The organism is Rhizobium sp. SL86 (assembly GCF_026672545.1).
Classification (GTDB): Bacteria; Pseudomonadota; Alphaproteobacteria; order Rhizobiales; family Rhizobiaceae; genus Neorhizobium.
Window position 1 is genome coordinate 1,770,640 of sequence record NZ_JAPPRJ010000001.1, and the last position, 26,021, is coordinate 1,796,660.

Below are 26,021 nucleotides of genomic sequence, written 5' to 3' on the forward strand. Positions count from 1 at the left end.
ATTTGTCGTTGGTGAGAATGTCGAAGGCCGGTTAACGTCCGCCTCAGGCCTTCAGCGGGAGACGAGGAATGGACGGGCTTGTCCTTTATATCGCCAACAAGAATTATTCCTCTTGGTCGTTTCGGCCCTGGATCGCCCTGAAGGCGGCAGGCATCGACTTCCAAGAGGTGCTGATCCCCTTCGATGATGACGCCAGCAATCCGAAGTTCCGCGAGATCTCGCCGACCGGCAAGGTTCCGGTGCTGCATCACGGCAGTCTTCACGTCTGGGAATCGCTGTCGATCATCGAATACGTGGCCGAACTCTATCCGGAGGCCGGCATCTGGCCCTATGATCCGGCGGATCGTGCCATGGCCCGGTCGATCTCCATGGAAATGCTGTCCGGCTTTCGCGCGCTGCGCAATGCCTGCCCGATGAACATGCGGCGGGAGAAGCGCCGGGTCGAGATCGGTGCCGACGTGATGGCGGATGTGGCCCGCATCACCGAGATCTGGCGCTCCATGCGCCAGCGGTCCGGCGGTCCCTTCCTGTTCGGCGCGTTTTCGGCGGCCGATGCCATGTATGCGCCTGTGGTCAACCGCCTCGACGTTTATGATTTCGCGCTTGACGAGGAGACCCTGGCCTATATGAAGGCGGTGCAGTCTCATCCGGCCTGGATCGAATGGAAGGCGGCGGCACTTCAGGAAAGCTGGATCGTTCCGGCAGATGAAGCCTGATTCGCTGCCTGCTTCAAAAAATCCGCACGGGGACTGGTCAAACCCGCTCTTGCCATGTATAAGCCGCGGCAATTTCCGAGATCGAGCAAGGTCCTGTACGGTCGACGCCGGCCGCGGATTTCGCTTTGCACGCCTATTTGGAGTAACGAGAATGGCAGTACCGAAGAGAAAAGTGAGCCCGTCGAAGCGCGGTATGCGCCGCTCCGCTGACGCGCTGAAGACCCCGACCTATGTCGAAGACAAGAACTCCGGCGAACTGCGCCGTCCGCACCACATCGACCTGAAGACGGGCATGTATCGCGGTCGCCAGGTTCTGACGCCGAAGGAAAGCGCATAATCCTTCATCGGATTGTTGCATGAGGAAGGCCGGCACTGCGACCGGCCTTTTTTGTTGCCCGGCGCAGGCGCCAATCGAAAAAGACCGCTGCTCCGCGCATAAAAAAGGGCCGCCTGCGCGACCCTTTGCCGATCTTGTGGTGACTGGCGTGATCAGGAGCCGAGGCTGTCCAGCCGCGTCTGCAATGCCCGCAGCTGTTCCTTCAATTCGTCAAGATCCTTCGAATCCGGTGCCTTTCGCACTTCGGCCGCCTGCGGTCCGGCAGCGCCGAATGGCGAGAACATCTGCATGGCCTGGCGGAAAAGGTCCGTATTGCGGCGAACCTGTTCCTCCATGAGTTGCATCGGCATCTGCAGGTTCTTGGTCAGCGGTGTTTCGCCGAAGGCGCGTGTCATCTGCTCGCGCATCTGGGCCTGCTGGTCGGCGAAGGTCTTCATCGAATGCTCGAGGAAGGTCGGCACCACCATCTGCATCTGGTCGCCGTAATAGGTGATCAGCTGCCGCAGGAACGAGATCGGCAACAGGGTATTTCCCGTTTTCGATTCCTGCTCGAAGATGATCTGGGTCAGGACCGAGTGTGTAATGTCGTCGCCGCTCTTGGCATCCTGCACCACAAAGTCTTCGCCCTTTTTGACCATCTGCGCCAGATCTTCCAGCGTCACGTAAGTGCTGGTGCCTGTATTGTAGAGGCGGCGGTTGGCATATTTTTTAATGACAACCTCACCATCCGTCTTCGCCATCATTGCCTCCTAATCCCGTCAATATGGTTTTGCTGATATTTCTCTCCCTACCCAACCTTACGCTTAAACAATCTCAACTGACAATCGATTTGTGCAATGCGGAAGCCCGGTCCCGCCGTGGTGCCAAAATTGCAAACTTAACAAATCACAGCAAATTCATCCTTTCGCCCCCTTTGACTTGCGGCCAAAGCTTTGACAGTCTCGGCATCAACAACCAGGGATATCGAGGAGACACCCATGAGCCAGCCTTCGATCGTCATTGCCTCCGCCGCCCGCACGGCCGTCGGTTCGTTCAACGGAGCCTTCGCCAATGTGGCGGCGCATGAATTGGGAGCCGCCGCGATCAAGGGCGCGCTGGAGCGTGCCGGCGTTGATGCGGCCGAGGTGGACGAGGTGATCCTCGGCCAGGTGCTGCCGGCCGGCGAGGGCCAGAACCCAGCCCGCCAGGCCGCGATGAAGGCCGGTGCGCCGAAGGAAACGACGGCCTGGGGCGTCAACCAGCTCTGCGGTTCGGGCCTGCGCGCCGTCGCCCTCGGCATGCAGCAGATCGCGCTCGGCGATGCCAAGATCATCGTTGCCGGCGGACAGGAATCCATGTCCATGGCGCCGCATTGCGCCCATCTTCGCAACGGCACCAAGATGGGTGACATGAAGATGCTCGACACGATGATCAAGGATGGCCTGACGGACGCCTTCTACGGGTATCACATGGGCATCACGGCGGAGAACATCGCGCGTCAGTGGCAGCTTTCCCGTGACGAGCAGGATCAATTTGCGGTTGCTTCGCAGAACAAGGCCGAAGCTGCCCAGGTGGCCGGTCGTTTCAAGGACGAAATCATTCCCTTCATCGTCAAGGGACGTAAGGGCGACGTGACGGTGGATGCCGACGAATACATCCGTGCGGGCGCCACCCTCGACAGCATGACCAAACTTCGCCCGGCCTTCGACAAGGAAGGTACTGTGACCGCCGGCAATGCCTCCGGCATCAATGACGGCGCGGCTGCCGCCGTTTTGATGACCGAAGCGGAAGCCGTCCGCCGCGGCATCACGCCGATGGTGCGTATCGTTTCCTGGGCGACCGCCGGCGTCGACCCGCAGATCATGGGCACCGGTCCCATCCCGGCGTCGCGCAAGGCGCTCGAAAGAGCCGGCTGGTCGGTCGGCGATCTCGACCTCGTCGAGGCCAACGAGGCTTTCGCCGCCCAGGCCTGCGCCGTCAACAAGGACATGGGCTGGGATCCGTCGATCGTCAACGTCAACGGCGGTGCCATCGCCATCGGCCATCCGATCGGCGCATCCGGTGCGCGCGTGCTCAACACGCTTGTGTTCGAAATGAAGCGCCGCGGCGCAAAGAAGGGTCTCGCCACGCTTTGCATCGGCGGCGGCATGGGTGTCGCCATGTGCCTCGAGGCCATGTGATCGTATCGTTGAAGGTTCAGGCGTTCATCCGGTCACAGGAAGAAGGACCGGTCGGTTCCGTGTAAAAGGGGGGAATGCAGCATGACGAGAGTGGCATTGGTTTCCGGGGGCACACGCGGCATTGGCGCGGCCATTTCGGTTGCGCTGAAATCCGCCGGCTACACGGTGGCTGCAAATTATGCAGGCAATGATGAACGCGCCCGCGCCTTCCAGGAGGAGACGGGCATTCCCGTCTTCAAGTGGGACGTATCCTCCTACGAGGCCTGTGCAGAGGGCATCGCGAAGGTCGAGGCGGAGGTTGGGCCGGTCGATGTTCTGGTCAACAATGCCGGCATCACCCGCGATTCGATGTTCCACAAAATGACGCCCGGACAGTGGAACGAGGTGATCAACACCAACCTCACCGGCCTCTTCAACATGACCCATCCCGTGTGGAACGGGATGCGGGACCGTTCGTTCGGTCGGATCATCAACATCTCCTCCATCAACGGCCAGAAAGGCCAGATGGGGCAGGCCAATTATTCGGCGGCGAAAGCGGGCGACATCGGCTTCACCAAGGCGCTCGCGCAGGAGGGGGCCGCGAAGAACATCACCGTCAACGCGATCTGCCCGGGTTATATCGCGACCGAAATGGTGATGGCGGTGCCGGAAAAGGTGATGAACGAGCGTATCCTGCCGCTGATTCCGGTCGGGCGTCTTGGCCAGCCGGACGAAATTGCGCGCTGCGTCGTTTTCCTGGCCTCCGACGAGGCGGGTTTCATCACCGGCTCGACGATTTCGGCGAATGGCGGACAATATTTCGCCTGAGGCGACCGATACTGACATGAAAAGCGTGGAGGCTTTGGCCTCGGCGCTTTTTCGTGCCTGGTCGATCGAGACATCCTCCCTCTGGACGCCTGACAACCCGGCCCGCGGGCAGTGTGGCGTCACCAGCCTCGTGGTGCAGGATCTGTGCGGCGGCGAGATCCTCAAGACCCGGACGCCGGAGGGCATGCACTTCTACAACAGGGTGAATGGTGGCCGCATCGATCTGACGCAGGCGCAGTTTGCCGACCTGCCGCGGTATGAGGATCTGCCTGCCACGCGGGCCGAAGCCTTTGCCGATACCGCGTTGTCGCAATATCGGGCGCTGAGGCGCAACCTGGGCATTTCCGCGGACGGCACGGACGAGTCCGCATGAAAATGCCGGCGCGCTGAGGCGCCGGCAGTCGATGGCATGACCTTATCCGAGGCGGCTGACGCTAATGTTAGCGGCAGCGTGCTTCGTAAGTGCGGCCATAGCGGTCACGATAGACGCAGTAGCCGGGGTTCTTCTGGGATTCGCCGATTGCGGCGCCCACGAGACCACCCGCGACGGCGCCGACGGCCGCGCCGCCCCAGCTGTTGGTGACAGCACCGCCGATGACCGCACCGGTGCCGGCGCCAATCGCCGTGCCGCGTTCAGTGGTGGTGCATGAGGCGAGCATGGCAACCATGGCCGCAGCGGCAAAAATCTTTTTCATGTCCGACTTCCTTCCCTTGGATGTGCGAATATTCACAAGTTAAATCCTGCCCATCAGAAACAGAATGATCAATATCAACACGACGAGGCCAAGACCTCCTGATGGCTCATATCCCCAGTCGCGGCTGTCCCCCCAAGTTCGGCAGAGCGCCGATCAGAAGGAAGATCAGGATGACAAGGAGGATGGTGCCCAGCATTGTTTTGTTTCCGAGGCGACTTCCGTGCCGCGAGAACGTTAGATCCGGGTTTTGGTTCCGGTGGCTCTGACTGGCCTTCTGCCAACCGCTCCTTGTGATGCCGATCCGCTTCGCGCGCGAACCACAAAGTGTTCAACACACTTCAAGACAAACCGCCTCTTGACTCTCCTTTTCCCGACGATGACTCGGTTTTTCCGTCACCTTCATTCGAAGAACGTCGCTTTAAGGCTCATTTTCTTCATCTGGTGGTGTGCTCATCATCATCTTCTAGATCTGGACCTGAACAAAAGCTGAATCCCCTTGAGTCAGCGATTCGTCTCTGATTCGTTCTCAACCTGTTCCGAAGCTTGCGGCGGTTTGGCACCTGCCGGATAAAACGCTGTATTTTCAAAGGCTGGCGCATTTGCGTGCAGGAACGGCTTGCCATTCGCGCGCGGGGGCGCCATGTGTGTGCGCATGGCAGTTGCGGACGGCAACGGCCCGACAGGATGTGCGGATACAGGCTTTGAATTCCCAGCCCATGATCTTGAGTGGTCGCGGCGTTACCGCGGTCCTCGGCCCCACCAATACGGGTAAGACCCATTATGCCATCGAGCGCATGGTTGCTCACGGCTCTGGTGTTATTGGTCTTCCGCTCAGGCTGCTGGCACGCGAAGTCTATACGCGGCTTGTCGAGAAGGTTGGCGTCTCGCACGTCGCCCTTGTGACCGGCGAAGAAAAGATCACCCCGCCGAACGCCCGCTTTTCCGTCTGTACCGTCGAGGCCATGCCGCGCGAAACCAAAGCGGCTTTCGTGGCGATCGACGAAGTGCAGCTTGCCGGCGATCTGGAGCGCGGGCACATCTTCACTGACCGCATCCTGCACCTGAGAGGGCGGGAGGAGACACTGCTTCTGGGCGCCGGCACCATGCGGCCGATCCTGGAACGGCTGCTGCCGGGCATTACGGTGGTGGAGCGACCGCGTCTTTCCACCCTGTTCTATGCCGGCCAGAAAAAGATCACCCGCCTGCCGCAGCGCACGGCCATCGTCGCGTTTTCCGCAGACGAGGTCTATGCTATCGCCGAGTTGATCCGTCGCCAGCGCGGTGGCGCGGCCGTCGTGCTTGGCGCACTCAGCCCGCGCACACGCAATGCGCAGGTCGGCCTCTACCAGGAAGGTGACGTGGAGTATCTGGTGGCGACTGATGCCATCGGTATGGGCCTCAACCTCGATGTCGACCATGTGGCCTTTGCCCAGGACCGAAAGTTTGACGGCTATCAATTCCGCAATCTGAACCCCGGCGAACTCGGCCAGATCGCCGGTCGTGCGGGGCGCCACCTCAAGGATGGCACGTTTGGCGTAACCGGTCAGGTTCAACCCTTCGATGAGGAACTGGTCGAGCGGATCGAAGGCCACCAGTTCGATCAGGTGAAGGTTCTGCAGTGGCGCTCGAAGGCGCTCGATTATTCCTCGCTCCGCGCCCTGCGCGAAAGCCTCGATGCCGCGCCGACCGTGCAGGGGCTGACCCGCGCGCTGCCGGCGACCGACAGCCAGGCGCTGGACTATCTGTCCCGCTATCCGGAAGTGGCCGATCTTGCCAACACACCGGAACGGGTAGAGCGGTTGTGGGAGGCCTGTGCGCTGCCGGATTACCGACGGATCACGCCGGCGCAACACGCGGACCTCATTTCGACCCTTTTCTTCGATCTGGTGCGATTCGGCACGGTGAATGAAAATTTCATGGCCGAGCAGGTGCAGCGGGCCGACAGAACGGATGGCGAGATCGATACGCTTTCTGCGCGTATCGCCCAGATCCGGACATGGACCTATGTATCCAATCGTCCGGGCTGGCTGGCGCATCCGACACACTGGCAAGAAAAGACACGGGAAATCGAAGACAGGTTGTCCGACGCACTACATGAACGGTTGACGAAACGCTTTGTTGATCGCAGGACATCTGTGCTCATGAAGCGCCTGAGAGAGAATGCGATGCTGGAAGCTGAAATCAGTGTAAATGGGGATGTCTTCGTCGAGGGGCATCACGTTGGTCAATTAGCCGGTTTCCGGTTCACGCCCATCTCCGGTGCCGAAGGTCCGGATGCACGGGCGGTGCAGGCGGCTGCGCAGAAGGCGCTGGCACTGGAATTCGAGGCGCGGGCCGCGCGCCTCTATGCCTGTGGCAACAACGATCTGGCGCTCGGCTCCGATGGCTCGCTGCGCTGGCTGGGCGAACCGGTGGCCAAACTGGCCGCTGCCGACCATATCATGCATCCGCGGGTGATCCTGCTCGCCGATGAGCAGCTGACCGGCAATGCCCGCGATCACGTTGCTGCACGGCTCGAGCGTTTCCTCAATCACCACATTGCAACCGTGCTGAAGCCGCTCGACGATCTGTCGCGCGCCGAAGACCTGCAGGGCATGGCGAAGGGGCTGGCTTTCCAGATCGTCGAAAACCTCGGCGTTCTCTTCCGCCGCGACGTGGCCGACGAGGTCAAGACGCTGGACCAGGACGCCCGCGCCTCGCTGCGCCGTTACGGCGTCCGCTTCGGCGCCTACCATATTTTCATGCCGGCGCTTCTGAAGCCGGCTCCGGCCGAACTCATCACGCTCCTCTGGGCACTGAAGAATGACGGTCTCGACAAGCCCGGTTACGGCGAACTGATCCCGGCGCTGGCCGCCGGCCGCACCTCGGTCGTGACGGATCCGACCTTCGAGCGCAGCTTCTACAAACTCGCCGGCTTCCGTTTCCTCGGCAAGCGTGCCGTGCGCGTCGATATCCTCGAGCGTCTGGCCGATCTCATCCGTCCGCTGCTGCAGTGGAAGCCTGGCACGTCGCCGCGTCCGGAAGGCGCCTATGATGGCCGCCGCTTCACGACGACGACGGCCATGCTGTCGATTCTGGGTGCAACGCCGGACGATATCGAGGAAATCCTCAAGGGTCTCGGTTACCGCGCCGACCAGGTGAAGGCCGAAGAAGCCCAGGCCTTCCTGTCGAGCCAGGATGCGACCAGTGCGCCTGCTGCTGATGCGGCACAGGCCACAGCCGAACCGGTTGCCGATGACGATGCCGATCCGGCACCGCAGGAAACGGCAGAGGCACAGGCTGCACCGGAAGGCGCAAGCGCCGAAACCCCTGCAGCCGAAACGGCAGCAGAGGCCGACGTGGCGGCCGAGCCCGAGACGGCAGAAGAGCCGAAGCCGGTTCTTCTGTGGCGCCCGGGCGGTGGCCGCAGCGAAAACCAGCGTGGGCCGCGTCCGCAGGGCGAACGTCGCCCGCAGGGCAATCGCCAGGGTGACGAGGCACGCGGCGGCAATCGCCGTGGTGGCGAGCGCTCCGAACAGGCGGCCCGAGGACCGCGCGAAGGCGGTAATCGTGATGGCGGCAACCGGGATGGTGGCAAGCGCGAAGGCGGCAATCGCGACGGACAGCGTGATGGCGGACGTCCGAACAACCGGGGTGATCGTCGTCCGGACAACCGCGGTGATCGTCCGCCGCGGCCGGACCGCGACAAAACGGCGCAGCCCGCTCGGTTCGAGGCCAAACCACCCCGCAAGGAGAAGCCGATCGACCCGGATTCGCCCTTCGCCAAGCTCGCTGCTCTTAAGGAGCAGATGAAGAAGTGAGATGACGGAAAAGCCACCTGGAGATCAGCGTCAGCGCATCGACAAGTGGCTTTTCTTTTCGCGCCTGTGCAAGTCCAGGTCGCTGGCCCAGGATCTCGTCGAGGCGGGTCTGGTGCGCGTCAACGGAGACTTGGTGACCCAGCCGAGCCGCACGGTGAAACCGGGTGATCGACTTGACCTGCAACTGGAGAGCCGCGACCGCGTTGTGGTCGTCAGGGATGGCGGTTTGCGGCGTGGGCCTTATGAAGAGGCGCGGCGTCTTTATGATGACCTCTCGGTGGACGAGCCGCCGCGGTTGACGCCCTTCGAACGCGCCCAGCGACGCGTGCGCGAGTGTGATTGAGGCGCCGATCAGCCGCATTTCGCGCGTTTAGCACAACGATCTCCTGCGCCGCCATTTGAGGGATTGTTTATCCTTGCTATGCCGGTGCAAAGCTATTAGGGACCAGAAAAAGCCGGGGTCCATCCGCTGTGCGTGCTGCAAAGCTTGGGTTTCGCCGTGGTCCGGCCCCGCTCCGGAGGGCATCTGTCCTTCGTTATCGATGCAGACCAACTGAGACGTCACTGGAGTGCCTCATGACGTATGTCGTGACCGACAATTGTATCCGCTGCAAGTACACCGACTGCGTTGAAGTCTGCCCCGTCGATTGCTTCTATGAAGGCGAGAACTTCCTCGTCATCCATCCGGACGAGTGCATCGACTGTGGCGTATGCGAACCCGAATGTCCCGCCGAGGCGATCAAGCCGGATACGGAGCCGGGCCTCGACAAGTGGTTGAAGATCAATTCGGAGTTTGCCCAGATCTGGCCGAACATCACGGTGAAGCGCGACGCGATGCCGGAAGCCAAGGAAATGGACGGCGTCGAAAACAAGTACGAACAGTACTTCTCGCCGGAGCCGGGCAAGGGCGATTGATTCGCCTTACCACGGTCTCTTTAATTGCTGCTTAATGATTGTGCATCGATGCGACCGTTGCGTCGGTGCATCTGCGAAAGCAAATCATTGATTTCTTCCCATATTTGTGGTAGACAATAAGAACTGTTCCACAAAGCGGCATTCGCGTGCCCAAAAACATCACGAAAGCAACAGAACACCCAGCGCGGTTTCCGTGACAAAGCCAGTGTTTGGATCTTGTCGTCGCTAATCGCGAGAGGGGTTGTTTTCGCGCGCGTTTGGTCGGACCAGTATGGAGTCACCCGACGGTTCCCCCGTCTCATCCGGGCCTGACTGACCCGGCCCTGGCCTACGGATGGCCGGGTGCGTAACAGGGAGTTTGTTAAACGAATGACGACCCAGCAGAAAAAATCTTCGGCACGCCACGGCTTCAAGACCGGCGAATCGATCGTGTATCCGGCCCACGGTGTAGGCACTATCACGGCGATTGAGGAACAGGAAGTGGCTGGTATGAAGCTCGAACTGTTCGTAATCGATTTTGAGAAAGACAAGATGCGCCTCAAGGTGCCGGTGGCCAAGGCCGTCAGCATCGGCATGCGCAAACTGTCCGAAACCGATTTCGTCGAGCGCGCGCTGAAGGTTGTTCAGGGCAAGGCCCGCGTGAAGCGCACCATGTGGTCGCGCCGCGCGCAGGAATATGATGCCAAGATCAATTCCGGCGATCTGATCTCGATTGCAGAAGTCGTGCGCGACCTGTATCGGGCCGAAAACCAGCCGGAGCAGTCCTATTCCGAGCGTCAGCTGTATGAAGCAGCGCTCGACCGCATGGCGCGCGAAATCGCCGCCGTCAATAAAATGTCGGAAACCGAGGCTGTCCGCCTGGTCGAGACGAACCTTGCCAAGGGCCCCAAGCGCAGCAAGGTTGTTGACGAGGACGATTCCCACGAGGAAGCTGCGTAAGCGCAGACAGCGTCATCTCTCCTCAAAGAACCCGGCTTCGGCCGGGTTTTTTATTGGAACTTTTTCCTCCTCGATGCGTTGACCCGCCGGTACGGCGAAAAGTGCTGATGCACGAGACACTGTTCGCCCGCCGCCGCAAGGGGGATGTGGTCGCTCCATGTCCCTTCACGAAAAACGTCAGGGGAACGTAACCAATGCCGCCAGATGCCACGCCTGTGACCTGCCACACAGGTCCGTGTTCGTCTTGCGACCGTCCGGTTTCGTTGGGTCACACAGTCTCATGGAGAGCGCGATGAACGCCATGTCAGCAGACCGCACAATGATCAAGATCGCCATGTCGGCACCGTATCTGGCGCGCGAGGAAGAACGCGACCTGGCCGTACGGTGGAAGGACGATCAGGATCAGGATGCGCGCAACCAGATCGCGCTGGCGCATATGCGGCTCGTGATCGCCATGGCCTCCAAGTTCCGCGGTTTCGGCCTGCCCATGGGCGACCTCGTACAGGAAGGGTATGTAGGGCTGCTGGAAGCGGCGGCAAGGTTCGAGCCCGCCCGTGATGTCCGTTTTTCGACCTATGCCAGCTGGTGGATCAGGGCGTCGATGCAGGATTACATCCTGCGCAACTGGTCCATCGTCCGGGGCGGCACGAGTTCGGCCCAGAAGGCGCTGTTCTTTAACCTGCGCCGCCTGCGCGCAAAACTCTCCCGCGGCGATACCTCGGTTAGCCCGCATGCCATTCATGAAGAGATCGCGACCGCGCTTGGTGTCAGCCTTGCCGATGTCCAGACCATGGATGCGCGGCTTTCCGCCAATGATGCCTCGCTGCAGGCGCCGTCGATTGCAGGTGATTCTGACAGCGTCGAGCGCCTCGACATGCTGGAAAGCAACGAGCCGCTGCCGGATGAGCAGGTGTCCGGCATGATTGACGGCGAACGCCGGCTGAAATGGCTGCAGGGGGCCCTGACCAAGCTCAACGACCGCGAAAAGAAGATCATCCACGCCCGCCGCCTGACCGATGATGGAGCCACACTCGAAGCCCTTGGCGCCGAACTCGGCATTTCCAAGGAGCGTGTGCGCCAGATCGAAAGCCGTGCGATCGAAAAACTCAAATCCGCACTGGTCACCACCAATCCGCAGATGGCGGCCGCCTGCTGAGGCGGCCTCTTGGCCGCGCCAGCGCTTCAAAGCCGGTCGTCTGGCGGGAGCCTATTCGGAAATAATCTTGACCCGCTGACCGGGCGATAACGTGGCGCCGGCTGAAAGCGCATTGATCATCTTGAAGAGATCGAGCTTGCGTTCGGTTCCCATCATCCGCGCCGCAAGCGTTGTGATCGTGTCGTTGGCGCCGACGGTGACGATGCGCACGCGCAGCGGCTTGATCTGGCTGATTTCCTGCGGCGTCATGCGGCGGAAACTCGCTCTCAGCGTATTGGCGGTGGCTTCGAGTGTCGTGTTGCCCTTCGGCACGGCGGTCAGGAACCGGAAGATCTGCTTGTCCACACGCACGACCGTGACATCGAATTCCCAGCGCTCGGCGGAGGCTCTGGCGGTTGCCGCCGGCATGTCGTTCACGGTCGTTTCACGCACCGTATCCGGCAGAAGGCCGGCCACCCAGCCGCTCGTCAGATAGTTCGACAGGCTGCCATCGTCGGGCGCCTGCACGCCGTCGAAGCGGATCGCCGTCTCGTCCGGCCCCGTCGCCAGTACCGCTTCCACCTTGTTGTCGATCCTGAAGCCTTCCGGCACGTCGAAACGGATGCCCAGCCCCGCATGCATGAAGGTCTCGTTGCGGACATAACCCTCTTCCGGGCTGTCGCCATAAAGAAGGCCGTCAATGCCGGTGAGATAATAGTCGCGGCCGCGGTCGCCGACGGTTCCTTCCTGGCCGAAGGCACGGGCATGCTGACGGGCTAATTCCACACGCTGCGGCGCATTGGGGTGGCTGGAAAGGAAGTCGAGGCTCTGGTCGGTATCCGGGTCGACCGAGGAAAAGCGCGCATAGGCGGCCATCGAATCCAGGAACCGGGCCGCCGCATAAGGATCATATCCGGCTTCGCCGAGCATGCGCACGCCGATCACATCCGCCTGCAGTTCCTGCTGGCGAGAGAAGGCGGCAAGGCGCAGTTTGCCGCGGGCAAGCGCCTGCTTGCCGGCGAGATCGCTCGAGAGCACCTCAGCCACCACGCGGCTGGCGATGACCTCCGCTTCTTCACGCTTCTGTCGCTCGATGCCGTGATTGGCGGTGACATGCGCCATCTCGTGGCTGAGGACGGCAGCGACCTCCGAGGCATCATTGGCAAGCGCCAGGAGGCCGCGGGTGACATAGAGATAACCGCCCGGCAGGGCGAAGGCGTTGATGGCCGGCGAATTCAGGATGGTGATGCGATAGGACTGGTTCGGGTTTTCCGAAACGGCGGTCAGTGCACCGGTGATGCGGGCGACCAGCCGTTCCGTCTTCGCATCATGATATTCGCCGCCATAACTTGCGACGATGCGCGGGTGCTCGCGGGCGCCCATCTGGGCGCGCGGATCGTTCTTTTGCACCTGCTCGACGATCTGTGGCGTGGAGGAGGGCTTGATGTCCGCCTGATAGGTCTGTTCCAGGATCGACTGGCAGCCGGAAAGAAGGGTCGCGGCAGCCAGAAGCGCTGCCATGGAACGCAGGCCGATCCGCCGAGGCTCTCCGGCCCGGAGCGTGAAGCTGCGGCCTTTACCGCTGCGTTCTGTCATGTTCGCCCGTTCATTCGGAACCGTCATTCTTCCAAGCCCGCCATCCGGCGCAATGCGCGGCCAATGCCTTCCCGCCGCTGTCTCCTGTCTGGTTCATGCGGATGGCTGCACTGGCTCGCCTATGCCCTGTTCACCCCTAAAGTAGAACAGCAGTTCCGGCAAACAATCGTCCCGCCCACTTTCGCACTGCGGCATGCCATTGTCACACGTCCAAAATGTGGCGGATCGGTTTACGCTTTATGAAGGCAGGACAAATTTGCTGATCGCGTCATCGTCCCTGTGTGTCAGAAAGATCCGTTTTTCGCCATGGAAAAGAATCGTTCCCGCGTCGATGAAGATCACCTCATCGGCCAGGCGGCGCACTTCCTCAATGTCATGGGTGACGATCAGGATCGTGTTGTGGGTTTCCTGGTGCAGTGCGGCCAGGAGATCGGCCATCGAAAGGCGAAGCGCCGGGTCGAGCGCGGCAAAGGGTTCGTCCAGCAGGAGGAGCGGGCGCTTGCGCACGAGCGCCCGCGCAAAGGCCGCGCGCTGTCGTTCTCCGCCGGAGAGTGTTCCGGGTTTGCGTTTTTCATAGCCGGCAAGCCCGACACGCGCGAGGGCATCCGAGACCTCCTGTCTCTCAGCGGCGCTGAGTTTCAGTCCGGGATCCAGCCCAAGTCCGATATTGGTGAAGAGGTCGAGATGGGCGAACAGGTTGTTGTCCTGGAAGACAAGGGACAGTGGTCGTTCGCCCGGATGGCTGCCGGTGACATCGCGGCCTTCCAGCAGGATCCTGCCACCATCCGGTGTCTCGAAGCCGGCAACGAGATTGAGAAAGGTGGATTTGCCGGAACCGGAGGGGCCGGTGATCGCCGTTACCTGTCCTGCCGCAAGCGTGCAGTCGAAAAAAAAGTCTGCCTGGCCAAGCTTCAGGGTCACCGTGTCCAATTGTACCGCGGGCGTGGTCTTCATTGTTTTTCCTTGTGTCCGACGGTGCCGAGCGCCGTCAGGATCAGGCAGATCACGCCGAGGATCAAGGCGAGGCCATCCGCATCATGTGTGCGGTAACTGCCAAGCCGGCTATAGATCAGCCAGGGCAGGGTGGTCAGATCATTGGAGCCGAAGAGGGCGACGGCGCCGAGATCGCCGAGCGACAGCGCCATGGCGAAGGAGAGCGCCATGAACAGCGGTCGGCGCAGACCCGGCCAATCGATCAGCCGCAACCGCGAGATCCCGCCGATGCCGAGGCTGGCGGAGAGTCGGCGCGTACGGGCAACATGCGTCTCGACCGCCGGCTCCAGAACCCGCATCACAAAGGGCAGTGCCATCAGCGCGTTGATTGCCGCAATCAGGAAGGGCGCAAAGGATGTGACCTGGCCGAAAGGACGGATCAGCAAAAACCAGCCGGTTCCAAGCACCACCGGGGGGACCAGGAGCACCAGCGATGACAGGGTCGCCAGCGCTGTCGAAAAGGCAGCGAGGTGTTTCGACTGATGTCGTCTGTCGGCAATGGCGGATCTGGCCTTGATGATGCCGCCGGCCATCAGCAGGGAGAGGAGGGCGGCGGTCAGGGCGATCGACAGGCTTGTGAGTGCCGCCTGACGGAAGGCCGGCATCGTGATGAGCCGCCCCAGATCGGCCCGCCAGCCGGACACCACAATGGAGGCGAGCGGCAGCAGCAGGAAGAGAGTGGCGAGCAGGATGACGAGCGTATCCCAGGCGAGCGCCGCCGGATCCCGTCCGTCGAACCGTTTTGGCGCGCGTCCCTCACCACCTGCGGAGCGGTCAGTGGTGGCGAACCGGCCGAGCCCCAGCAGGATGATGGCGGTGAGCGCGATCTGCAGCAGTGCCAGCATCACAGCCCGCGGCGGGTCGAAGTCGAAGCGCAGCGACTGGTAGATCGCCACCTCGAGCGTTGTGGCGGCGGGACCACCGCCGAGAACAAGCACAAGCGTGAAGCTGGTGGCGCAGAGCATGAAGATGAGCCCTGCCGCGCCGGGAATGACGGCGGCCAACGCCGGGCGTTCGACAAAACGGAAGGTGGACCAGGAGGACAGGCCGAGGCTCGCCGACAGCCGCCAGGTTTCCGGCGGAAGCCGTTCCAGACCGGCCAACATCAGGCGCGCGGCAAGCGGCAGGTTGAAGAAGACATGGGCAATCAGAATGCCGGTCAGGCCGTAGATGCTGACCGGGTTCCGCAGCCCGGCAGAGGTGAGCAGATCGTTCAGCAGTCCCTGACGCCCGAAGATGCCGATTAGGCCGAGCGCGCCGATCAAAACGGGCAGGCCCATCGGCACTGCCATCAGCCGGATGATCCAGATTCGCCCCGGGAAACGGGAACGACGGGCAAGCGATAGCGCGACGGGCACCGCAAGGAGGACCGACAGAAACGTCGAGAGCACCGCCTGCAGCAGGGTGAAACGCAGGATACTGAGCGTATAGGCATCAAACAGCGTCTGGCCTAGGCCGTCCGGCGCCGTCATCAGCAGGGCTGCGGTAGGCAGCGTGACGAAAAGCCCGATCAGCAGAAGGCTTGCCGCACCCGCGGCAAGCCCTCGTGTCTGTTCGGCCCTGGTCAGCATGATCGAGCTTTATCGATCAGTTCATGCTCATGGCGGTCAGCCATTCGCGGATCCAGGCCTGACGGTTCTTTGCCACATCCTCCGGGCTCATCAGGAAGGTCTTCGACGGTTCGACCAGTTTTCCGAAAGCTTCCGGCAGCGGATCGGCGGTGGCGGCAGCCGGCATCATCCAATTGGTCGTCGGAATGATCGTCTGGAACTGCGGTGAGAGCGTGAAGGCGAGGAATTGTTCGGCGAGGGCCTTGTTCTTCGTGGCCTTCAGCATGCCGGAGACCTCGATCTGGATATAGTGGCCTTCCGAAAATTTCGCCGCCTTGTAGCGCTCGGTCTTCTCTTCCATCATGTGATAGGCGGGCGAGGTGACGTAAGAGAGCACCATCGGCGCTTCGCCCTTGGTGAAGAGACCGTAGGCTTCCGACCAGCCGGGCGTCACCGTCAGGATGCGGTCTTTGAGCTTGGCCCAGGCCTCCGGCGCCTTGTCGCCGTAGACCGACTTCACCCACAACAGCAGGCCGAGGCCGGGCGTGGAGGTGCGCGGATCCTGGATGACGATCTTCTGCGATGGATCGCCCTCCACCAGATCCTTCATGCTGCTTGGCGGGGTCTTGATCGTCTCGCTGTCATAGATCACGGCAAAGTGGCCGTAGTCGAAGGGCACAAAGACATCATCCTTGAAACCGCCCGGCACCTTTGCCGCACTGGTATCGATGCCGTGCGGCGCAAACAGCCCGGTATCCTTGGCTTCCTGGATAAGATTGGTGTCGAGGCCGAGCGCCAAATCCGCATCGGAGGACGCGCCTTCCAGTTTCAGACGCGTCAGCAGCGCCACGCCATCGGCAACGGCCACGAAGTTCAGCGTACAATCGCAGGTCTTTTCAAAGGTTTCCTTGACCTTGGGGCCCGGACCCCATTCAGCGACGAAGCTTTCATAGGTGTAGACGGTGAGCGTCTTCTTGTCCTGGGCCGTTGCTGTCAGGGGAAGGGCCGCGAGCATCAGCGCAGCCAGGGAAAAAGCGAAGTGTTTGCGCATCAGCGCCTCCTCATTGATCCAAAAAAGGGGAATAGGCGCTTGATTCGAGCCGTCTAATCCCTCCGCCGGTGCTAACCGGATCAGGTTCTTCGGGTTGGTGAAACACCTCTCAGCCGCACATGCGGCACCCCGTTAGAGCAGGCAAAGATGTAACGGGGGCGGGCACGCTTGGCAAGCGCCCGCTCACCGTCTTGCGTGGCGCGGGCTCAATGGTGCGTGTGTGCAAATACCTTGAGGCCATGCGGAACAGCGGCAATGCCGCCCCGGCGGCTCGCCAGCGCATAGTCAATCGTCTCTTCGATCACCTGTGGCATGACAGGCTTGGTGAGGACGCCGAGCGAACAGTCTGTCTTGCCCTTCAATTGTTCCGGATTGGCGGTCATGAAGATGACGGTGATGCCGAACCGCTCGGAGAGCTCCCGCGCGATCGTCGGGCCTGTGGCGCCATCGGCAAGATTGACGTCCACCAGTGCGATGTCGGCATCTGCCGCCATCGCGAGCGCCTTCTGCAGACCGGTGGCAAGGCCGGCGACCGTCAGCCCCATGCCTTCCACGACGTCTGCCACATCCAGTGCGATCAGAAACTCATCTTCAACGATCAGCACCCGCTGATCCCTGGCTTCCTGTTCCACGCGACGACTCGCTACATTTGCCGACATGGTGTGCCCTCTGTTGAAACGCTCCGGCCTCATCTGTTTCATAAAGAGCCGGATTGTCAGTCGAACGAGGATCAGGCGGAATTGTTCCGTTACAAGATGCGTTTGTGTCTTGCTAACACATTGTTAATATTAACGTTGCGTTAGCTTAACCTTCCAGTTCTTCACGCAGCATCTCCAGTTCCAGCCATTCTTCTTCCATGGCGGCCACCCGGTTGCGCAGGTTTTCCAGCTCGTTGGCGATCCGGTTGAAGGCAGCAGGGTCCTTGGTGAAGAGGTTGGGATCGGCCATCTTTGCCTCGCGCGCAGCGATCTCCTTCTCCGCCTTTTCCATTTCCTTCGGCAGGTTTTCCAGCGCGAATTTCTGCTTGTAGGAGAGTTTGGCCTGGGCCTTCGGCGCAGACGCCTGAGCGGCCGATTGGGAGGCTTCGGCCTTGGCCTTTTCGGCCCGGCGCTTCTCCTCCAGCGCGCCCTTGCGCTGCGCCATCATGTCCGTATAGCCGCCGGCATATTCGATCCAACGGCCGTCCGGCGCGTCCGGGTTGGCGGGTGCCAGCGTCGAGGTCACGGTGCGGTCGAGGAAATCACGGTCGTGGCTGACGAGGATCACGGTGCCGTTGTAACCGGCGACGATCTCCTGCAGCAGGTCGAGCGTTTCGATGTCGAGATCGTTGGTCGGTTCGTCGAGGATCAAGAGGTTGGAGGGCTTGGCCATGATCCGGGCGAGGATCAGCCGGGCGCGCTCGCCGCCGGACAGGTTCTTGATCGGGGTGCGCATCTGCTCCGGCTGGAACAGGAAATCCTTCATGTAGCCTGCCACATGGCGCTGTTCGCCATTCACCAGCAGGTTTTCGCCGCGCCCGTCCGTCAGGTAATGGCTGAGCGTATCCTCCGGGTTCAGATCCTCGCGCTTCTGGTCGAGCGTCGCGATCTCCAGATTGGTGCCGAGCTTGATCGAACCGCTATCCGGCTCCAGCTGGCCGGTCAGCATCTTGAGAAGCGTCGTCTTGCCGGCGCCGTTCGGACCTACGAGGCCGATACAATCGCCGCGATGTACTCGAATCGAGAAGGGGGCGACGATCTGGCGCTCACCATAGCGCTTGGTGATGGCCTCCGCCTCGATCACCAGCTTGCCGCTTTCCCGGCCTTCGGTCACGGCGGCCTGAATGGTGCCCTGCGGGCCGCGATGGCCGCGATATTCGGCGCGCAGGCTCTGCAGGTTACCAAGGCGGCGCATGTTGCGCTTGCGCCGCGCCGTCACGCCGTAACGCAGCCAGTGCTCTTCCCGTTCGATCTGCTTGCCGAGCTTGTGCTGTTCCAGCTCTTCGGCTTCCAGAACCTCGTCGCGCCATTCCTCGAAATGACCGAAACCTCGGTCGAGCCGACGCGACAGGCCGCGATCCAACCAGACGACGGCGGTGGAGACGCGCTCCAGGAAACGACGGTCGTGCGAGATCAGCACCAGCGCGCTGCGGCTTTTCTGCAGCTCGCCTTCCAGCCATTCGATGGTCGGCAGGTCGAGATGGTTGGTCGGCTCGTCCAGCATCAGGATGTCCGGCTCGGGGGCCATGACACGGGCAAGTGCGGCGCGGCGTGCCTCGCCCCCGGAAAGCTGGCGTGGGTCTTCCTCACCGGTCAGTCCCAGATGGTTGAGCAGATAGGTGACGCGGTAGGGATCATCACCTGGCCCGAGCCCCGCTTCCGCATAGGCCTGCACGGTGGAGAAGCCGGCGAAATCCGGCGCCTGCTCGAGATAGCGGATGGTGGAGGAGGGATGCCGGAACACTTCGCCGGACTGCGCTTCCACCAGGCCGGCGGCGATCTTCATCAGCGTCGATTTGCCCGAGCCATTGCGGCCGACGAGGCAGATCCGGTCGCCCGGTTCCACCTGCAGGCTGGCGCCGTCCAGAAGCGGCGTGCCGCCGAAGCTCAGCCGGATATCGTCCAGTTTCAGAATGGGAGGTGCCATGGTCCGTCAGGCTCCGGAATAATCATAGGGGCGCGCGAGAAGAATGGCGCGGCCGCGTTTCAGCGAGACCGAGATCGGGCCTTCCGCCACATTGGATATGGTGCGGGACGAGCCGAAGGTCAGCGAAAAATTGGTGAGCGGATAACGGGCGTTGCGGATGGTCAACCCTTCCAGCGCGGTAAAACCGAGCACCGAAAAGAGGGCGCCTTTCGGCAGCTCCAGGTCCAGCTGGCTTTCCTCGACGATGGGATAGGCTTCTTCATCACCGGATGTCAGCACCACCTCGAACCCGTCCTCCACCAGACCGAGCGCATTCAGATAATGCTGGAGGGCGTGATCCGAGCGTTCACCGCCGAGTGCGCCGGCAAAGACCAGCCGTGTCGCGCCGCGGGCGATGGCTTCGGCCACGGCGATTTCGCCGTCGGTTGCCGCCTTGGTTGCCGGGTAGGTGCGCTGCTCCACCGTCGGATAAAGGGCGGCGAGGCTTGCATCGCTGCTGTCGAAATCACCGACCCACAGTTCCGGCAGAAGGCCGAGCGTGGCGGCATGGCGCATGCCGCTGTCGGCGGCAATCGCCCGTGTCCCTTCGACCAGAGCCTGCAGGCGCTCGGTGAGGACAAGGTTGCCGCCCAGAAGGATGGAGAAGGATGAGGTGTTCATGCCCCTGCCCTTAGCGCATCTTCGCTCAAAAGCAAAAGGCCGATCGAGCGGCAGGGCTGATCAAAACACGGCAAAAGGCGACCGGCCGCCGGGGTCGGTCGTCTGCGCGGGTGGTCACGCGGCCGCTCAGCGCTTTTTCGGGCTGGAGGCTTCGGCGCTTTTGATCTGGGTGGTGAAGCTGCTGACCGGAGCGGTGGACGGCTTTTCCTTGTCCTTTTTCGGTTTGCGGGCTTCGCGGTTGGAACGGACCTGACCTTTGGCCATGGAGGCCTCCCTTGCTGGTGGCCGGTTCGAGCAGCCTGAGCGGCTGCCGTGTCCGGCATCGTTGTGTTTTGAATGAAATCTCATCAGACCGCCGCCACCGACAGCGATCGGTGACGCTGGAGCGTGGACGGTGCAATCCATCCCTCCGCGCTTGCCTGCGGTAATCGTTCGAAAGATCGGAACGTGGCCAGCGCCGGTCGTCAATCCGGGTGTCGGAGCGCGCTTCGAAGCATCCGGGGATGCTGTTCGCAGCCTGACAGAACGCCGGCAGAACACAAGCGGTATCTTTAGCGCGCGGTTTCTGCGTCTGCCTGTCCGGCGCCTGCCGCGCGGCTTGCGAAAGAGGCCCCGGCTCTTTACCTTCCAGGCATCACGGATACCAGATGATCAGGGCAGGACATGCAGTTTACGGGCACGGCCGATTACATTGCCGACAAGGAGCTGATGGTGGCGGTCAACGCTGCGATCCGCCTGGAGCGGCCTCTTCTGGTCAAGGGCGAGCCTGGAACCGGCAAGACCGAACTGGCACGGCAGGTGGCGGCAGCGCTGGGGCTCGAGATGATCGAATGGACGATCAAATCCACCACGAGGGCGCAGCAGGGGCTCTACGAATATGACGCGGTCTCGCGTCTGCGCGACAGCCAGCTCGGCGATCCGCGCGTCAACGAGGTTTCGCATTATATTCGCCGCGGCAAGCTGTGGCAGGCTTTTGCGTCTGACAAGAAGGTCGTGTTGCTGATCGACGAGATCGACAAGGCCGATATCGAGTTTCCCAATGACCTGTTGCAGGAACTCGACCGCATGGAATTCCATGTCTACGAGACCGGAGAGACGGTGCGGGCGAAGGTGCGCCCCATCGTCATCATCACCTCCAACAACGAGAAGGAACTGCCGGACGCTTTCCTGCGCCGGTGCTTTTTCCACTACATCCGTTTTCCCGATGCCGAGACGTTGTCGCGCATCGTGGAGGTGCATTATCCCGGCATCAAACAGCGGCTGGTCAGCGCCGCGCTCACCCAGTTCTACGAGATCCGCGAGATGCCGGGCCTGAAGAAAAAGCCGTCCACCTCGGAAGCGCTCGACTGGATCCGCCTGCTGGTCTCGGACGATGTCGATCCGGATGATCTGCGCGCTGACGTGAAGAATGCCCTTCCCAAGCTCCATGGCGCGCTGTTGAAGAACGAGCAGGATGTGCATCTGTTCGAGCGCATGGCCTTTATGGCGCGGCGGGAGCGTTAGCTGCCTCTAAATCATGCGTCTTGTCGCGGATTGACCTTGACGGAAGAAGAGCCTATTTAAGCAGCTCATCGTGGTGATTTGGCCGGCCGGCTTGCAGCCACGTTAAACAAGTCGCTAAAGGGCCGCGAGAAGAGAAAGAAACCTTCCACGGACCGGTCGCGATCTATCGCCACCGGTTTTTTTGTTTTTGTCGAGTGCAAGCCATGCCGATCAAGATTCCAGATACGCTTCCCGCCTTCCAGACACTGGTGAACGAGGGTGTCCGGGTGATGACCGAGACGATGGCCGTGCGGCAGGATATCCGTCCGCTGCAGATCGGCCTGTTGAACCTGATGCCGAACAAGATCAAGACGGAAGTGCAGATGGCGCGCCTGGTGGGCGCCTCGCCGCTGCAGGTGGAATTTTCGCTGGTGCGCGTCGGCGGCCACAAGGCGAAGAACACCTCGGAAGAACATCTTCTGTCCTTCTACGAGACCTGGGACGAGGTGAAACACCGCAAGTTCGACGGCTTCATCATCACCGGCGCGCCGGTCGAGACGCTGCAATATGAAGACGTGACCTACTGGGACGAGATGCAGCAGATCTTTGACTGGACGGAGACGAACGTCCATTCGACGCTGAACGTCTGCTGGGGCGCGATGGCCGCCATCTACCATTTTCACAAGGTGCCGAAACACGAGCTGAAGGAAAAGGCGTTCGGCGTTTATCGCCACCGTAATCTCTGCCCGTCCTCGATCTATCTCAACGGATTTTCCGATGACTTCCAGGTGCCCGTCTCGCGCTGGACGGAGGTCCGCCGCGCCGATATCGAAAAGGTGCCGGGGCTGGAAATCCTGATGGAATCCGAGGAAATGGGGGTCTGCCTCGTCCATGAGAAGCGCGGCAACCGGCTCTACATGTTCAACCATGTGGAATATGACTCTACGTCGCTGGCGGATGAATATTTCCGCGACGTCAATGCCGGTATTCCCATCAAGATGCCGCACAACTATTTTCCGCATAATGATGCGACGCTGCCACCGCAGAACCGCTGGCGCAGCCACGCGCATCTGCTGTTCGGAAACTGGATCAACGAGATCTACCAGACGACGCCCTACGACCTGGAGCAGATCGGAACCCGCTGAAGGACGCTGCCTTGTTCATCCCCTTTTTCCTCGCATTGAAGGAAGCCAAAATTCCCGTCACGCTGCGGGAATTCCTGGACCTGCTGGAGGGGATGCAGGCGGGGTTGGTCGATTTCGACGTGGAGGCCTTCTATTATCTGGCCCGCGCAGCACTGGTGAAGGACGAGCGGCATATCGACCGCTTCGACCAGGTGTTTGCTTCGCATTTTCGCGGGCTGGCCGCGTTGTCGTCCGCCGATGGCGCCGATGTGGAGACGTTGCCCGGGGAATGGCTGCGCAAGCTGGCGGAAAAACACCTGACGCCGGAGGAAAAGGCACTGGTGGAATCGCTCGGCGGTTTCGAGGCGCTGATGGAGACGCTAAAGAAGCGGCTGGAGGAGCAGAAGGGTCGTCACCAGGGCGGCTCGAAATGGATCGGCACGGCCGGAACCTCCCCCTTCGGCGCCTATGGCTACAATCCGGAAGGCGTCCGCATCGGCCAGGATGGGTCCCGCCACCGCAAGGCGGTAAAGGTCTGGGACAGGCGGGACTTCCGCGATTTCGACGACAGCCGCGAGATCGGTACCCGCAACATCAAGGTCGCGCTGAAGCGCCTGCGCCGCTGGGTGCGCGAGGGGGCAGCCGACGAGCTTGACCTGCCCGGTACCATCCGCTCGACCGCCGAGCACGGTTATCTCGACGTGCAGACGCGGCCCGAGCGGCGCAACGCCGTGAAGCTTCTGATGTTCTTCGATGTCGGCGGCTCGATGGACGATCACGTGATGGTGGTCGAGGAACTGTTTTCCGCCGCGCGCGCCGAGTTCCGGCATCTCGAACATTTCTACTTCCACAACTGCCTGTACGAGAGCGTGTGGCGCGACAATCGCCGCCGTTCGGAACGGTTCGCCGTCCAGGATCTGCTGCGCAGCTACGGGTCGGATTACAAGGTGATCTTCGTGGGTGACGCGACGATGAGCCCCTATGAGATCACCCATGTCGGCGGGTCCGTGGAGCACTGGAACAAGGAGCCGGGGGCGCTGTGGATGCGCCGGATGGCCGAGCATTTCCAGCGCGTGGCCTGGATCAATCCGGTGCCGCAGGTCCATTGGGATTATACCCATTCCGCCGTTCTGATGCAGCAATTGCTGGAGGGCCGCATGTACCCGCTGACGCTCGAAGGGCTTGAGCAGGCAACCCGCGCCCTTTCGCGCTGAGCGTGTCGGGGCGGATTGATTAACCGGGTGGAATCGCGCAGTTTGCGCCCTCAAGACACGCAAGGACAGGACATCAGCCATGACGACGCAGGGCGAAATCTTCGGCACCACTGCCAAGGGCGAAACCGTTTACCGGGTGAAGATTTCCGGCGGCGGATTGACCGCACATGTCATGACCTGGGGCGCGGTGATCCAGGACCTGCGCCTTGACGGCCATGAGGCGCCGCTGGTGCTGGGCTTCGACACATTCGAAGACTATCCGAAATACTCTTCCTATTTCGGTGCGACACCCGGCCGGGTTGCCAACCGCATCGGCAAGGGCCAGTTCACGTTGGACGGCAAGGCCTACCAGCTCGACCTCAACCAGAACGGCAACACGCATCTGCATGGCGGCAGCGACGGACTCGGCAAGACCAACTGGACCATCATCGCGCATGCCGAGAACAAGGTCATCCTGCAGGTGACCGACCCGGACGGTCGTGGCGGTTATCCCGGCAATTGCGCGGTGACGGCGACCTATGAGCTGAAGGATGACGGCGTTCTGAACGTCATCTACGAGAGCGTGACGGATCAGCCCACGCTCGCCAATATCTGCCAGCACACCTATTTCAACCTCGATGGCCGCGAGGACATTCTCGGCCACGACATCATGATTGCTGCCGATCATTATCTGGAACTCGACGAATACCAGGTGCCGACCGGCAAGGAGATTGCCGTGGCCGGCACGCCGATGGATCTTCGCCAGTTGGGGCCGATGCGCCGCAGCGATGCGGAGGGTGCTCAGGTGGACTTCGACCACAATTATTGCCTGTCGAACGAGCGTGTCGCCAAGCGGTCGGTGGCTCTGGTGCGCAGCGTCAATTCCGGTGTCTCGCTGGAGGTGCGCACCACCGAGCCCGGCGTGCAGCTCTATTGCGGCTTCAAGCTGAAGCCGACGGTGCCGGGTCTGTCGGGCAAGCTCTACGGTCCCTATGCGGGGCTCTGCCTGGAAACGCAGATCTGGCCGGATGCCATCAATCACGAGGGTTTCCCGAGTGCTGTCTTGCGTCCCGGCGAGGTTCTGCGCCAGGAAACGGACTACGTGTTCTCCCGCAGCTGAGCCGGCTAAAGACCTCCTGCCCGGTTCACGGACAGGAGGGGGAATATCTCAGTCCCTGCCGCGGATGGCGGGGCTGAACACCATCAGGCTCAAGAGTTCGAACAGCACCTGCGCGCCGGCATGGGCGGTGTTGTGCGTCGAATCGTATTGCGGCGCTACCTCCACCACATCGGCGCCGACCAGGTTGATGCCCTTGAAGCCGCGGATCAGTTCCAGCACCTCGCGGGTGGTCAGGCCGCCCACTTCCGGCGTGCCGGTGCCGGGGGCGAAGGCCGGGTCCAGGCTGTCGATATCGAAGGAGAGATAGGTTGGGCCGTCGCCCACAATCGCCTTGGCTTTTTCGATGATGGCCGGAATGCCGAGCCCCGTCACCTCCTCGGCGTGGATCACCGTCATGCCGCTCTCATAGGAGAACTCCCAGAGATATTCGGCCGAGCCACGAATGCCGATCTGGATCGTGCGGGTCGGGTCCAGCACGCCGTCCAGGACGGCGTTGCGAAAGGGGCCGCCATGGTGGAACTTCGTCTGGTCGAAGGAACCGCTGGTATCGCAATGGGCGTCGATATGGATCATGCCGAGCGGCGCCTTCTTGCCGACCGCCTTCATGATCGGATGGGTGATCGAATGGTCGCCGCCAACGGCGAGCGGGATGATGCCGGCATCGACGATCTGGTTGAATCGCTTTTCGATGTCGTCATGGCTCATTTCCAGCCGGTAGCGGCTGCGGAAGGGCACGTCGCCGATGTCGGCCACGCGCAGTTCATGCACCGGGGCGCAAGCCAGAACATGATTGTAAGGGCCTATGCGGTCGATGGCGCGCAGCGCCCGCGGTCCAAAACGCGAGCCCGGCCGGTTGGTCACGCCGAGATCCATCGGAACGCCGGTGATCGCCACCTGCAGGTCCTCGAAATCGGGATTGTCGGCCTCAACAGGCAGGTAAGGAGCAGAGAGGAAGGTCGGAACGCCGGCATAGGGGGCAGCCCGTGTGCCGTTCTTGAAGATCTTTTCGCCCACTTTGGCAAAGGCCGGATCGAAGATCTCGCCGCCAGCGCTCTCGCTGTATTTGGCCCGCAAGGCCGCCAGTTTTTCCGCGTCGAAACCCATGTCTGTGCTCCATCTGCCAT

At 61.6% G+C, this 26,021-nt stretch carries 25 protein-coding genes, 1 pseudogene and 2 riboswitches; of the genes and pseudogenes, 14 read left to right on the forward strand and 12 right to left on the reverse strand.

Features of this window, described 5'->3' with window-relative positions; genetic code table 11:
• Positions 1-68 precede the first annotated feature (68 nt).
• Positions 69-716, forward strand: coding sequence for a glutathione S-transferase family protein (locus tag OU993_RS08745; RefSeq protein WP_268156240.1), 648 nt, complete (start codon positions 69-71; stop codon positions 714-716).
• Between the two features lie 151 nt (positions 717-867).
• Positions 868-1,053, forward strand: coding sequence for a 50S ribosomal protein L32 (gene rpmF, locus OU993_RS08750; protein ID WP_092999643.1), 186 nt, complete (start codon positions 868-870; stop codon positions 1,051-1,053).
• Positions 1,054-1,205: 152 nt separating this feature from the next.
• Here rpmF and phaR read toward each other — a convergent pair whose 3' ends face one another.
• The gene (gene phaR, locus OU993_RS08755; protein WP_268156246.1) at positions 1,206-1,793 is read right to left on the reverse strand and encodes a polyhydroxyalkanoate synthesis repressor PhaR; all 588 of its coding nucleotides are present in this window, start codon (positions 1,791-1,793) and stop codon (positions 1,206-1,208) included.
• 237 nt (positions 1,794-2,030) lie between these two features.
• Here phaR and OU993_RS08760 point away from each other — a divergent pair, with 237 nt between their 5' ends.
• From OU993_RS08760 to OU993_RS08770, 3 genes are all read left to right on the forward strand, one after another.
• On the forward strand, positions 2,031-3,212 hold the full coding sequence (locus tag OU993_RS08760) for an acetyl-CoA C-acetyltransferase (RefSeq protein WP_268156247.1): 1,182 nt from the start codon (positions 2,031-2,033) through the stop codon (positions 3,210-3,212).
• A gap of 81 nt (positions 3,213-3,293) precedes the next feature.
• On the forward strand, positions 3,294-4,019 hold the full coding sequence (locus tag OU993_RS08765; protein ID WP_268156248.1) for a beta-ketoacyl-ACP reductase: 726 nt from the start codon (positions 3,294-3,296) through the stop codon (positions 4,017-4,019).
• Positions 3,997-4,392: a YunG family protein gene (locus OU993_RS08770; protein ID WP_268156250.1), complete on the forward strand. Its 396-nt coding sequence runs from the start codon at positions 3,997-3,999 to the stop codon at positions 4,390-4,392. The genes OU993_RS08765 and OU993_RS08770 overlap by 23 nt, the downstream gene beginning before the upstream one ends.
• 67 nt (positions 4,393-4,459) lie before the next feature.
• On the opposite strand, the gene OU993_RS08775 is transcribed toward OU993_RS08770, so the two are convergent.
• Complete coding sequence (locus OU993_RS08775) at positions 4,460-4,714, reverse strand: YMGG-like glycine zipper-containing protein (protein WP_165216865.1); 255 nt, start codon at positions 4,712-4,714, stop codon at positions 4,460-4,462.
• Between the two features lie 39 nt (positions 4,715-4,753).
• Positions 4,754-4,910, reverse strand: a pseudogene (locus OU993_RS08780) (DUF3309 domain-containing protein).
• Between the two features lie 520 nt (positions 4,911-5,430).
• Here OU993_RS08780 and OU993_RS08785 point away from each other — a divergent pair.
• The 5 genes from OU993_RS08785 to OU993_RS08805 all read left to right on the forward strand — a co-directional run bounded on the left by OU993_RS08785 (position 5,431) and on the right by OU993_RS08805 (position 11,524).
• The gene (locus OU993_RS08785; protein ID WP_268157607.1) at positions 5,431-8,514 is read left to right on the forward strand and encodes a helicase-related protein; all 3,084 of its coding nucleotides are present in this window, start codon (positions 5,431-5,433) and stop codon (positions 8,512-8,514) included.
• 1 nt (position 8,515) lies between these two features.
• Complete coding sequence (locus tag OU993_RS08790) at positions 8,516-8,857, forward strand: RNA-binding S4 domain-containing protein (RefSeq protein ID WP_268156253.1); 342 nt, start codon at positions 8,516-8,518, stop codon at positions 8,855-8,857.
• Positions 8,858-9,090: 233 nt separating this feature from the next.
• On the forward strand, positions 9,091-9,429 hold the full coding sequence (gene fdxA, locus OU993_RS08795) for a ferredoxin FdxA (protein WP_268156255.1): 339 nt from the start codon (positions 9,091-9,093) through the stop codon (positions 9,427-9,429).
• Between the two features lie 369 nt (positions 9,430-9,798).
• The gene (locus OU993_RS08800; protein ID WP_268156257.1) at positions 9,799-10,368 is read left to right on the forward strand and encodes a CarD family transcriptional regulator; all 570 of its coding nucleotides are present in this window, start codon (positions 9,799-9,801) and stop codon (positions 10,366-10,368) included.
• Between the two features lie 292 nt (positions 10,369-10,660).
• Positions 10,661-11,524 carry an RNA polymerase factor sigma-32 gene (locus OU993_RS08805; RefSeq protein ID WP_268156259.1) on the forward strand — a complete coding sequence of 288 codons (864 nt, stop codon included), beginning with the start codon at positions 10,661-10,663 and terminating at the stop codon, positions 11,522-11,524.
• A 51-nt stretch (positions 11,525-11,575) separates the two neighbouring features.
• On the opposite strand, the gene OU993_RS08810 is transcribed toward OU993_RS08805, so the two are convergent.
• The 8 genes from OU993_RS08810 to OU993_RS08845 form a co-directional block, all read right to left on the reverse strand.
• Positions 11,576-13,024 (reverse strand): M48 family metalloprotease, encoded by a 1,449-nt coding sequence (locus tag OU993_RS08810; RefSeq protein ID WP_268157608.1) that lies wholly within the window; start codon positions 13,022-13,024, stop codon positions 11,576-11,578.
• Positions 13,025-13,336: 312 nt separating this feature from the next.
• Entirely contained in the window at positions 13,337-14,053 is a 717-nt protein-coding gene (locus OU993_RS08815) for a thiamine ABC transporter ATP-binding protein (protein WP_268156261.1), read from the reverse strand.
• Positions 14,050-15,663, reverse strand: coding sequence for a thiamine/thiamine pyrophosphate ABC transporter permease (gene thiP / locus OU993_RS08820; protein WP_268156263.1), 1,614 nt, complete (start codon positions 15,661-15,663; stop codon positions 14,050-14,052). The genes OU993_RS08815 and thiP overlap by 4 nt, the downstream gene beginning before the upstream one ends.
• Before the next feature lie 16 nt (positions 15,664-15,679).
• On the reverse strand, positions 15,680-16,693 hold the full coding sequence (gene thiB / locus OU993_RS08825; RefSeq protein WP_442792891.1) for a thiamine ABC transporter substrate binding subunit: 1,014 nt from the start codon (positions 16,691-16,693) through the stop codon (positions 15,680-15,682).
• 40 nt (positions 16,694-16,733) lie between these two features.
• A riboswitch (TPP riboswitch) is annotated at positions 16,734-16,835 on the reverse strand.
• 64 nt (positions 16,836-16,899) lie between these two features.
• On the reverse strand, positions 16,900-17,352 hold the full coding sequence (locus OU993_RS08830; RefSeq protein WP_268156264.1) for a response regulator: 453 nt from the start codon (positions 17,350-17,352) through the stop codon (positions 16,900-16,902).
• Between the two features lie 145 nt (positions 17,353-17,497).
• Entirely contained in the window at positions 17,498-19,318 is a 1,821-nt protein-coding gene (locus tag OU993_RS08835; protein ID WP_268156266.1) for an ABC-F family ATP-binding cassette domain-containing protein, read from the reverse strand.
• 6 nt (positions 19,319-19,324) lie between these two features.
• A complete protein-coding gene (locus OU993_RS08840) occupies positions 19,325-19,978 on the reverse strand; it encodes a thiamine diphosphokinase (RefSeq protein WP_268156268.1) in 654 nt (217 codons plus the stop codon).
• A gap of 126 nt (positions 19,979-20,104) precedes the next feature.
• On the reverse strand, positions 20,105-20,242 hold the full coding sequence (locus tag OU993_RS08845; protein WP_268156270.1) for a hypothetical protein: 138 nt from the start codon (positions 20,240-20,242) through the stop codon (positions 20,105-20,107).
• A 399-nt stretch (positions 20,243-20,641) separates the two neighbouring features.
• Between OU993_RS08845 and OU993_RS08850 the strand changes: the two genes are divergently transcribed.
• The 4 genes from OU993_RS08850 (at position 20,642) to OU993_RS08865 (ending at position 24,897) form a co-directional block, all read left to right on the forward strand.
• Positions 20,642-21,481: an AAA family ATPase gene (locus tag OU993_RS08850; protein ID WP_268156272.1), complete on the forward strand. Its 840-nt coding sequence runs from the start codon at positions 20,642-20,644 to the stop codon at positions 21,479-21,481.
• A 60-nt stretch (positions 21,482-21,541) separates the two neighbouring features.
• A riboswitch (SAM riboswitch) is annotated at positions 21,542-21,619 on the forward strand.
• Between the two features lie 65 nt (positions 21,620-21,684).
• Positions 21,685-22,605 carry a homoserine O-acetyltransferase MetA gene (gene metA / locus OU993_RS08855; protein WP_268156274.1) on the forward strand — a complete coding sequence of 307 codons (921 nt, stop codon included), beginning with the start codon at positions 21,685-21,687 and terminating at the stop codon, positions 22,603-22,605.
• Between the two features lie 11 nt (positions 22,606-22,616).
• Positions 22,617-23,798, forward strand: a complete 1,182-nt coding sequence (locus OU993_RS08860; protein ID WP_268156277.1) for a vWA domain-containing protein — start codon at positions 22,617-22,619, stop codon at positions 23,796-23,798.
• Between the two features lie 79 nt (positions 23,799-23,877).
• Positions 23,878-24,897 (forward strand): aldose epimerase family protein, encoded by a 1,020-nt coding sequence (locus tag OU993_RS08865; RefSeq protein WP_268156280.1) that lies wholly within the window; start codon positions 23,878-23,880, stop codon positions 24,895-24,897.
• A 48-nt stretch (positions 24,898-24,945) separates the two neighbouring features.
• Here the strand turns inward: OU993_RS08865 and speB are convergent, their stop codons facing one another.
• Entirely contained in the window at positions 24,946-26,001 is a 1,056-nt protein-coding gene (gene speB, locus OU993_RS08870; RefSeq protein WP_268156282.1) for an agmatinase, read from the reverse strand.
• Between the last annotated feature and the right edge of the window lie 20 nt (positions 26,002-26,021).

Bases quoted from the DNA above. Each gene is read 5' to 3' on its own strand.
- OU993_RS08805 (WP_268156259.1), top strand. From the start codon at position 10,661: ATGAACGCCATGTCAGCAGACCGCACAATGATCAAGATCGCCATGTCG.
- OU993_RS08770 (WP_268156250.1), top strand. From the start codon at position 3,997: ATGGCGGACAATATTTCGCCTGAGGCGACCGATACTGACATGAAAAGC.
- OU993_RS08745 (WP_268156240.1), top strand. From the start codon at position 69: ATGGACGGGCTTGTCCTTTATATCGCCAACAAGAATTATTCCTCTTGG.
- OU993_RS08830 (WP_268156264.1), bottom strand. From the start codon at position 17,352: ATGTCGGCAAATGTAGCGAGTCGTCGCGTGGAACAGGAAGCCAGGGAT.
- metA (WP_268156274.1), top strand. From the start codon at position 21,685: ATGCCGATCAAGATTCCAGATACGCTTCCCGCCTTCCAGACACTGGTG.
- fdxA (WP_268156255.1), top strand. From the start codon at position 9,091: ATGACGTATGTCGTGACCGACAATTGTATCCGCTGCAAGTACACCGAC.
- phaR (WP_268156246.1), bottom strand. From the start codon at position 1,793: ATGGCGAAGACGGATGGTGAGGTTGTCATTAAAAAATATGCCAACCGC.
- OU993_RS08835 (WP_268156266.1), bottom strand. From the start codon at position 19,318: ATGGCACCTCCCATTCTGAAACTGGACGATATCCGGCTGAGCTTCGGC.
- OU993_RS08760 (WP_268156247.1), top strand. From the start codon at position 2,031: ATGAGCCAGCCTTCGATCGTCATTGCCTCCGCCGCCCGCACGGCCGTC.
- OU993_RS08845 (WP_268156270.1), bottom strand. From the start codon at position 20,242: ATGGCCAAAGGTCAGGTCCGTTCCAACCGCGAAGCCCGCAAACCGAAA.
- OU993_RS08850 (WP_268156272.1), top strand. From the start codon at position 20,642: ATGCAGTTTACGGGCACGGCCGATTACATTGCCGACAAGGAGCTGATG.
- OU993_RS08765 (WP_268156248.1), top strand. From the start codon at position 3,294: ATGACGAGAGTGGCATTGGTTTCCGGGGGCACACGCGGCATTGGCGCG.
- OU993_RS08775 (WP_165216865.1), bottom strand. From the start codon at position 4,714: ATGAAAAAGATTTTTGCCGCTGCGGCCATGGTTGCCATGCTCGCCTCA.
- rpmF (WP_092999643.1), top strand. From the start codon at position 868: ATGGCAGTACCGAAGAGAAAAGTGAGCCCGTCGAAGCGCGGTATGCGC.
- OU993_RS08810 (WP_268157608.1), bottom strand. From the start codon at position 13,024: ATGGCAGCGCTTCTGGCTGCCGCGACCCTTCTTTCCGGCTGCCAGTCG.
- OU993_RS08785 (WP_268157607.1), top strand. From the start codon at position 5,431: ATGATCTTGAGTGGTCGCGGCGTTACCGCGGTCCTCGGCCCCACCAAT.
- OU993_RS08865 (WP_268156280.1), top strand. From the start codon at position 23,878: ATGACGACGCAGGGCGAAATCTTCGGCACCACTGCCAAGGGCGAAACC.
- OU993_RS08815 (WP_268156261.1), bottom strand. From the start codon at position 14,053: ATGAAGACCACGCCCGCGGTACAATTGGACACGGTGACCCTGAAGCTT.
- OU993_RS08840 (WP_268156268.1), bottom strand. From the start codon at position 19,978: ATGAACACCTCATCCTTCTCCATCCTTCTGGGCGGCAACCTTGTCCTC.
- OU993_RS08790 (WP_268156253.1), top strand. From the start codon at position 8,516: ATGACGGAAAAGCCACCTGGAGATCAGCGTCAGCGCATCGACAAGTGG.
- OU993_RS08800 (WP_268156257.1), top strand. From the start codon at position 9,799: ATGACGACCCAGCAGAAAAAATCTTCGGCACGCCACGGCTTCAAGACC.
- speB (WP_268156282.1), bottom strand. From the start codon at position 26,001: ATGGGTTTCGACGCGGAAAAACTGGCGGCCTTGCGGGCCAAATACAGC.
- thiP (WP_268156263.1), bottom strand. From the start codon at position 15,663: ATGCTGACCAGGGCCGAACAGACACGAGGGCTTGCCGCGGGTGCGGCA.
- thiB (WP_442792891.1), bottom strand. From the start codon at position 16,693: ATGCGCAAACACTTCGCTTTTTCCCTGGCTGCGCTGATGCTCGCGGCC.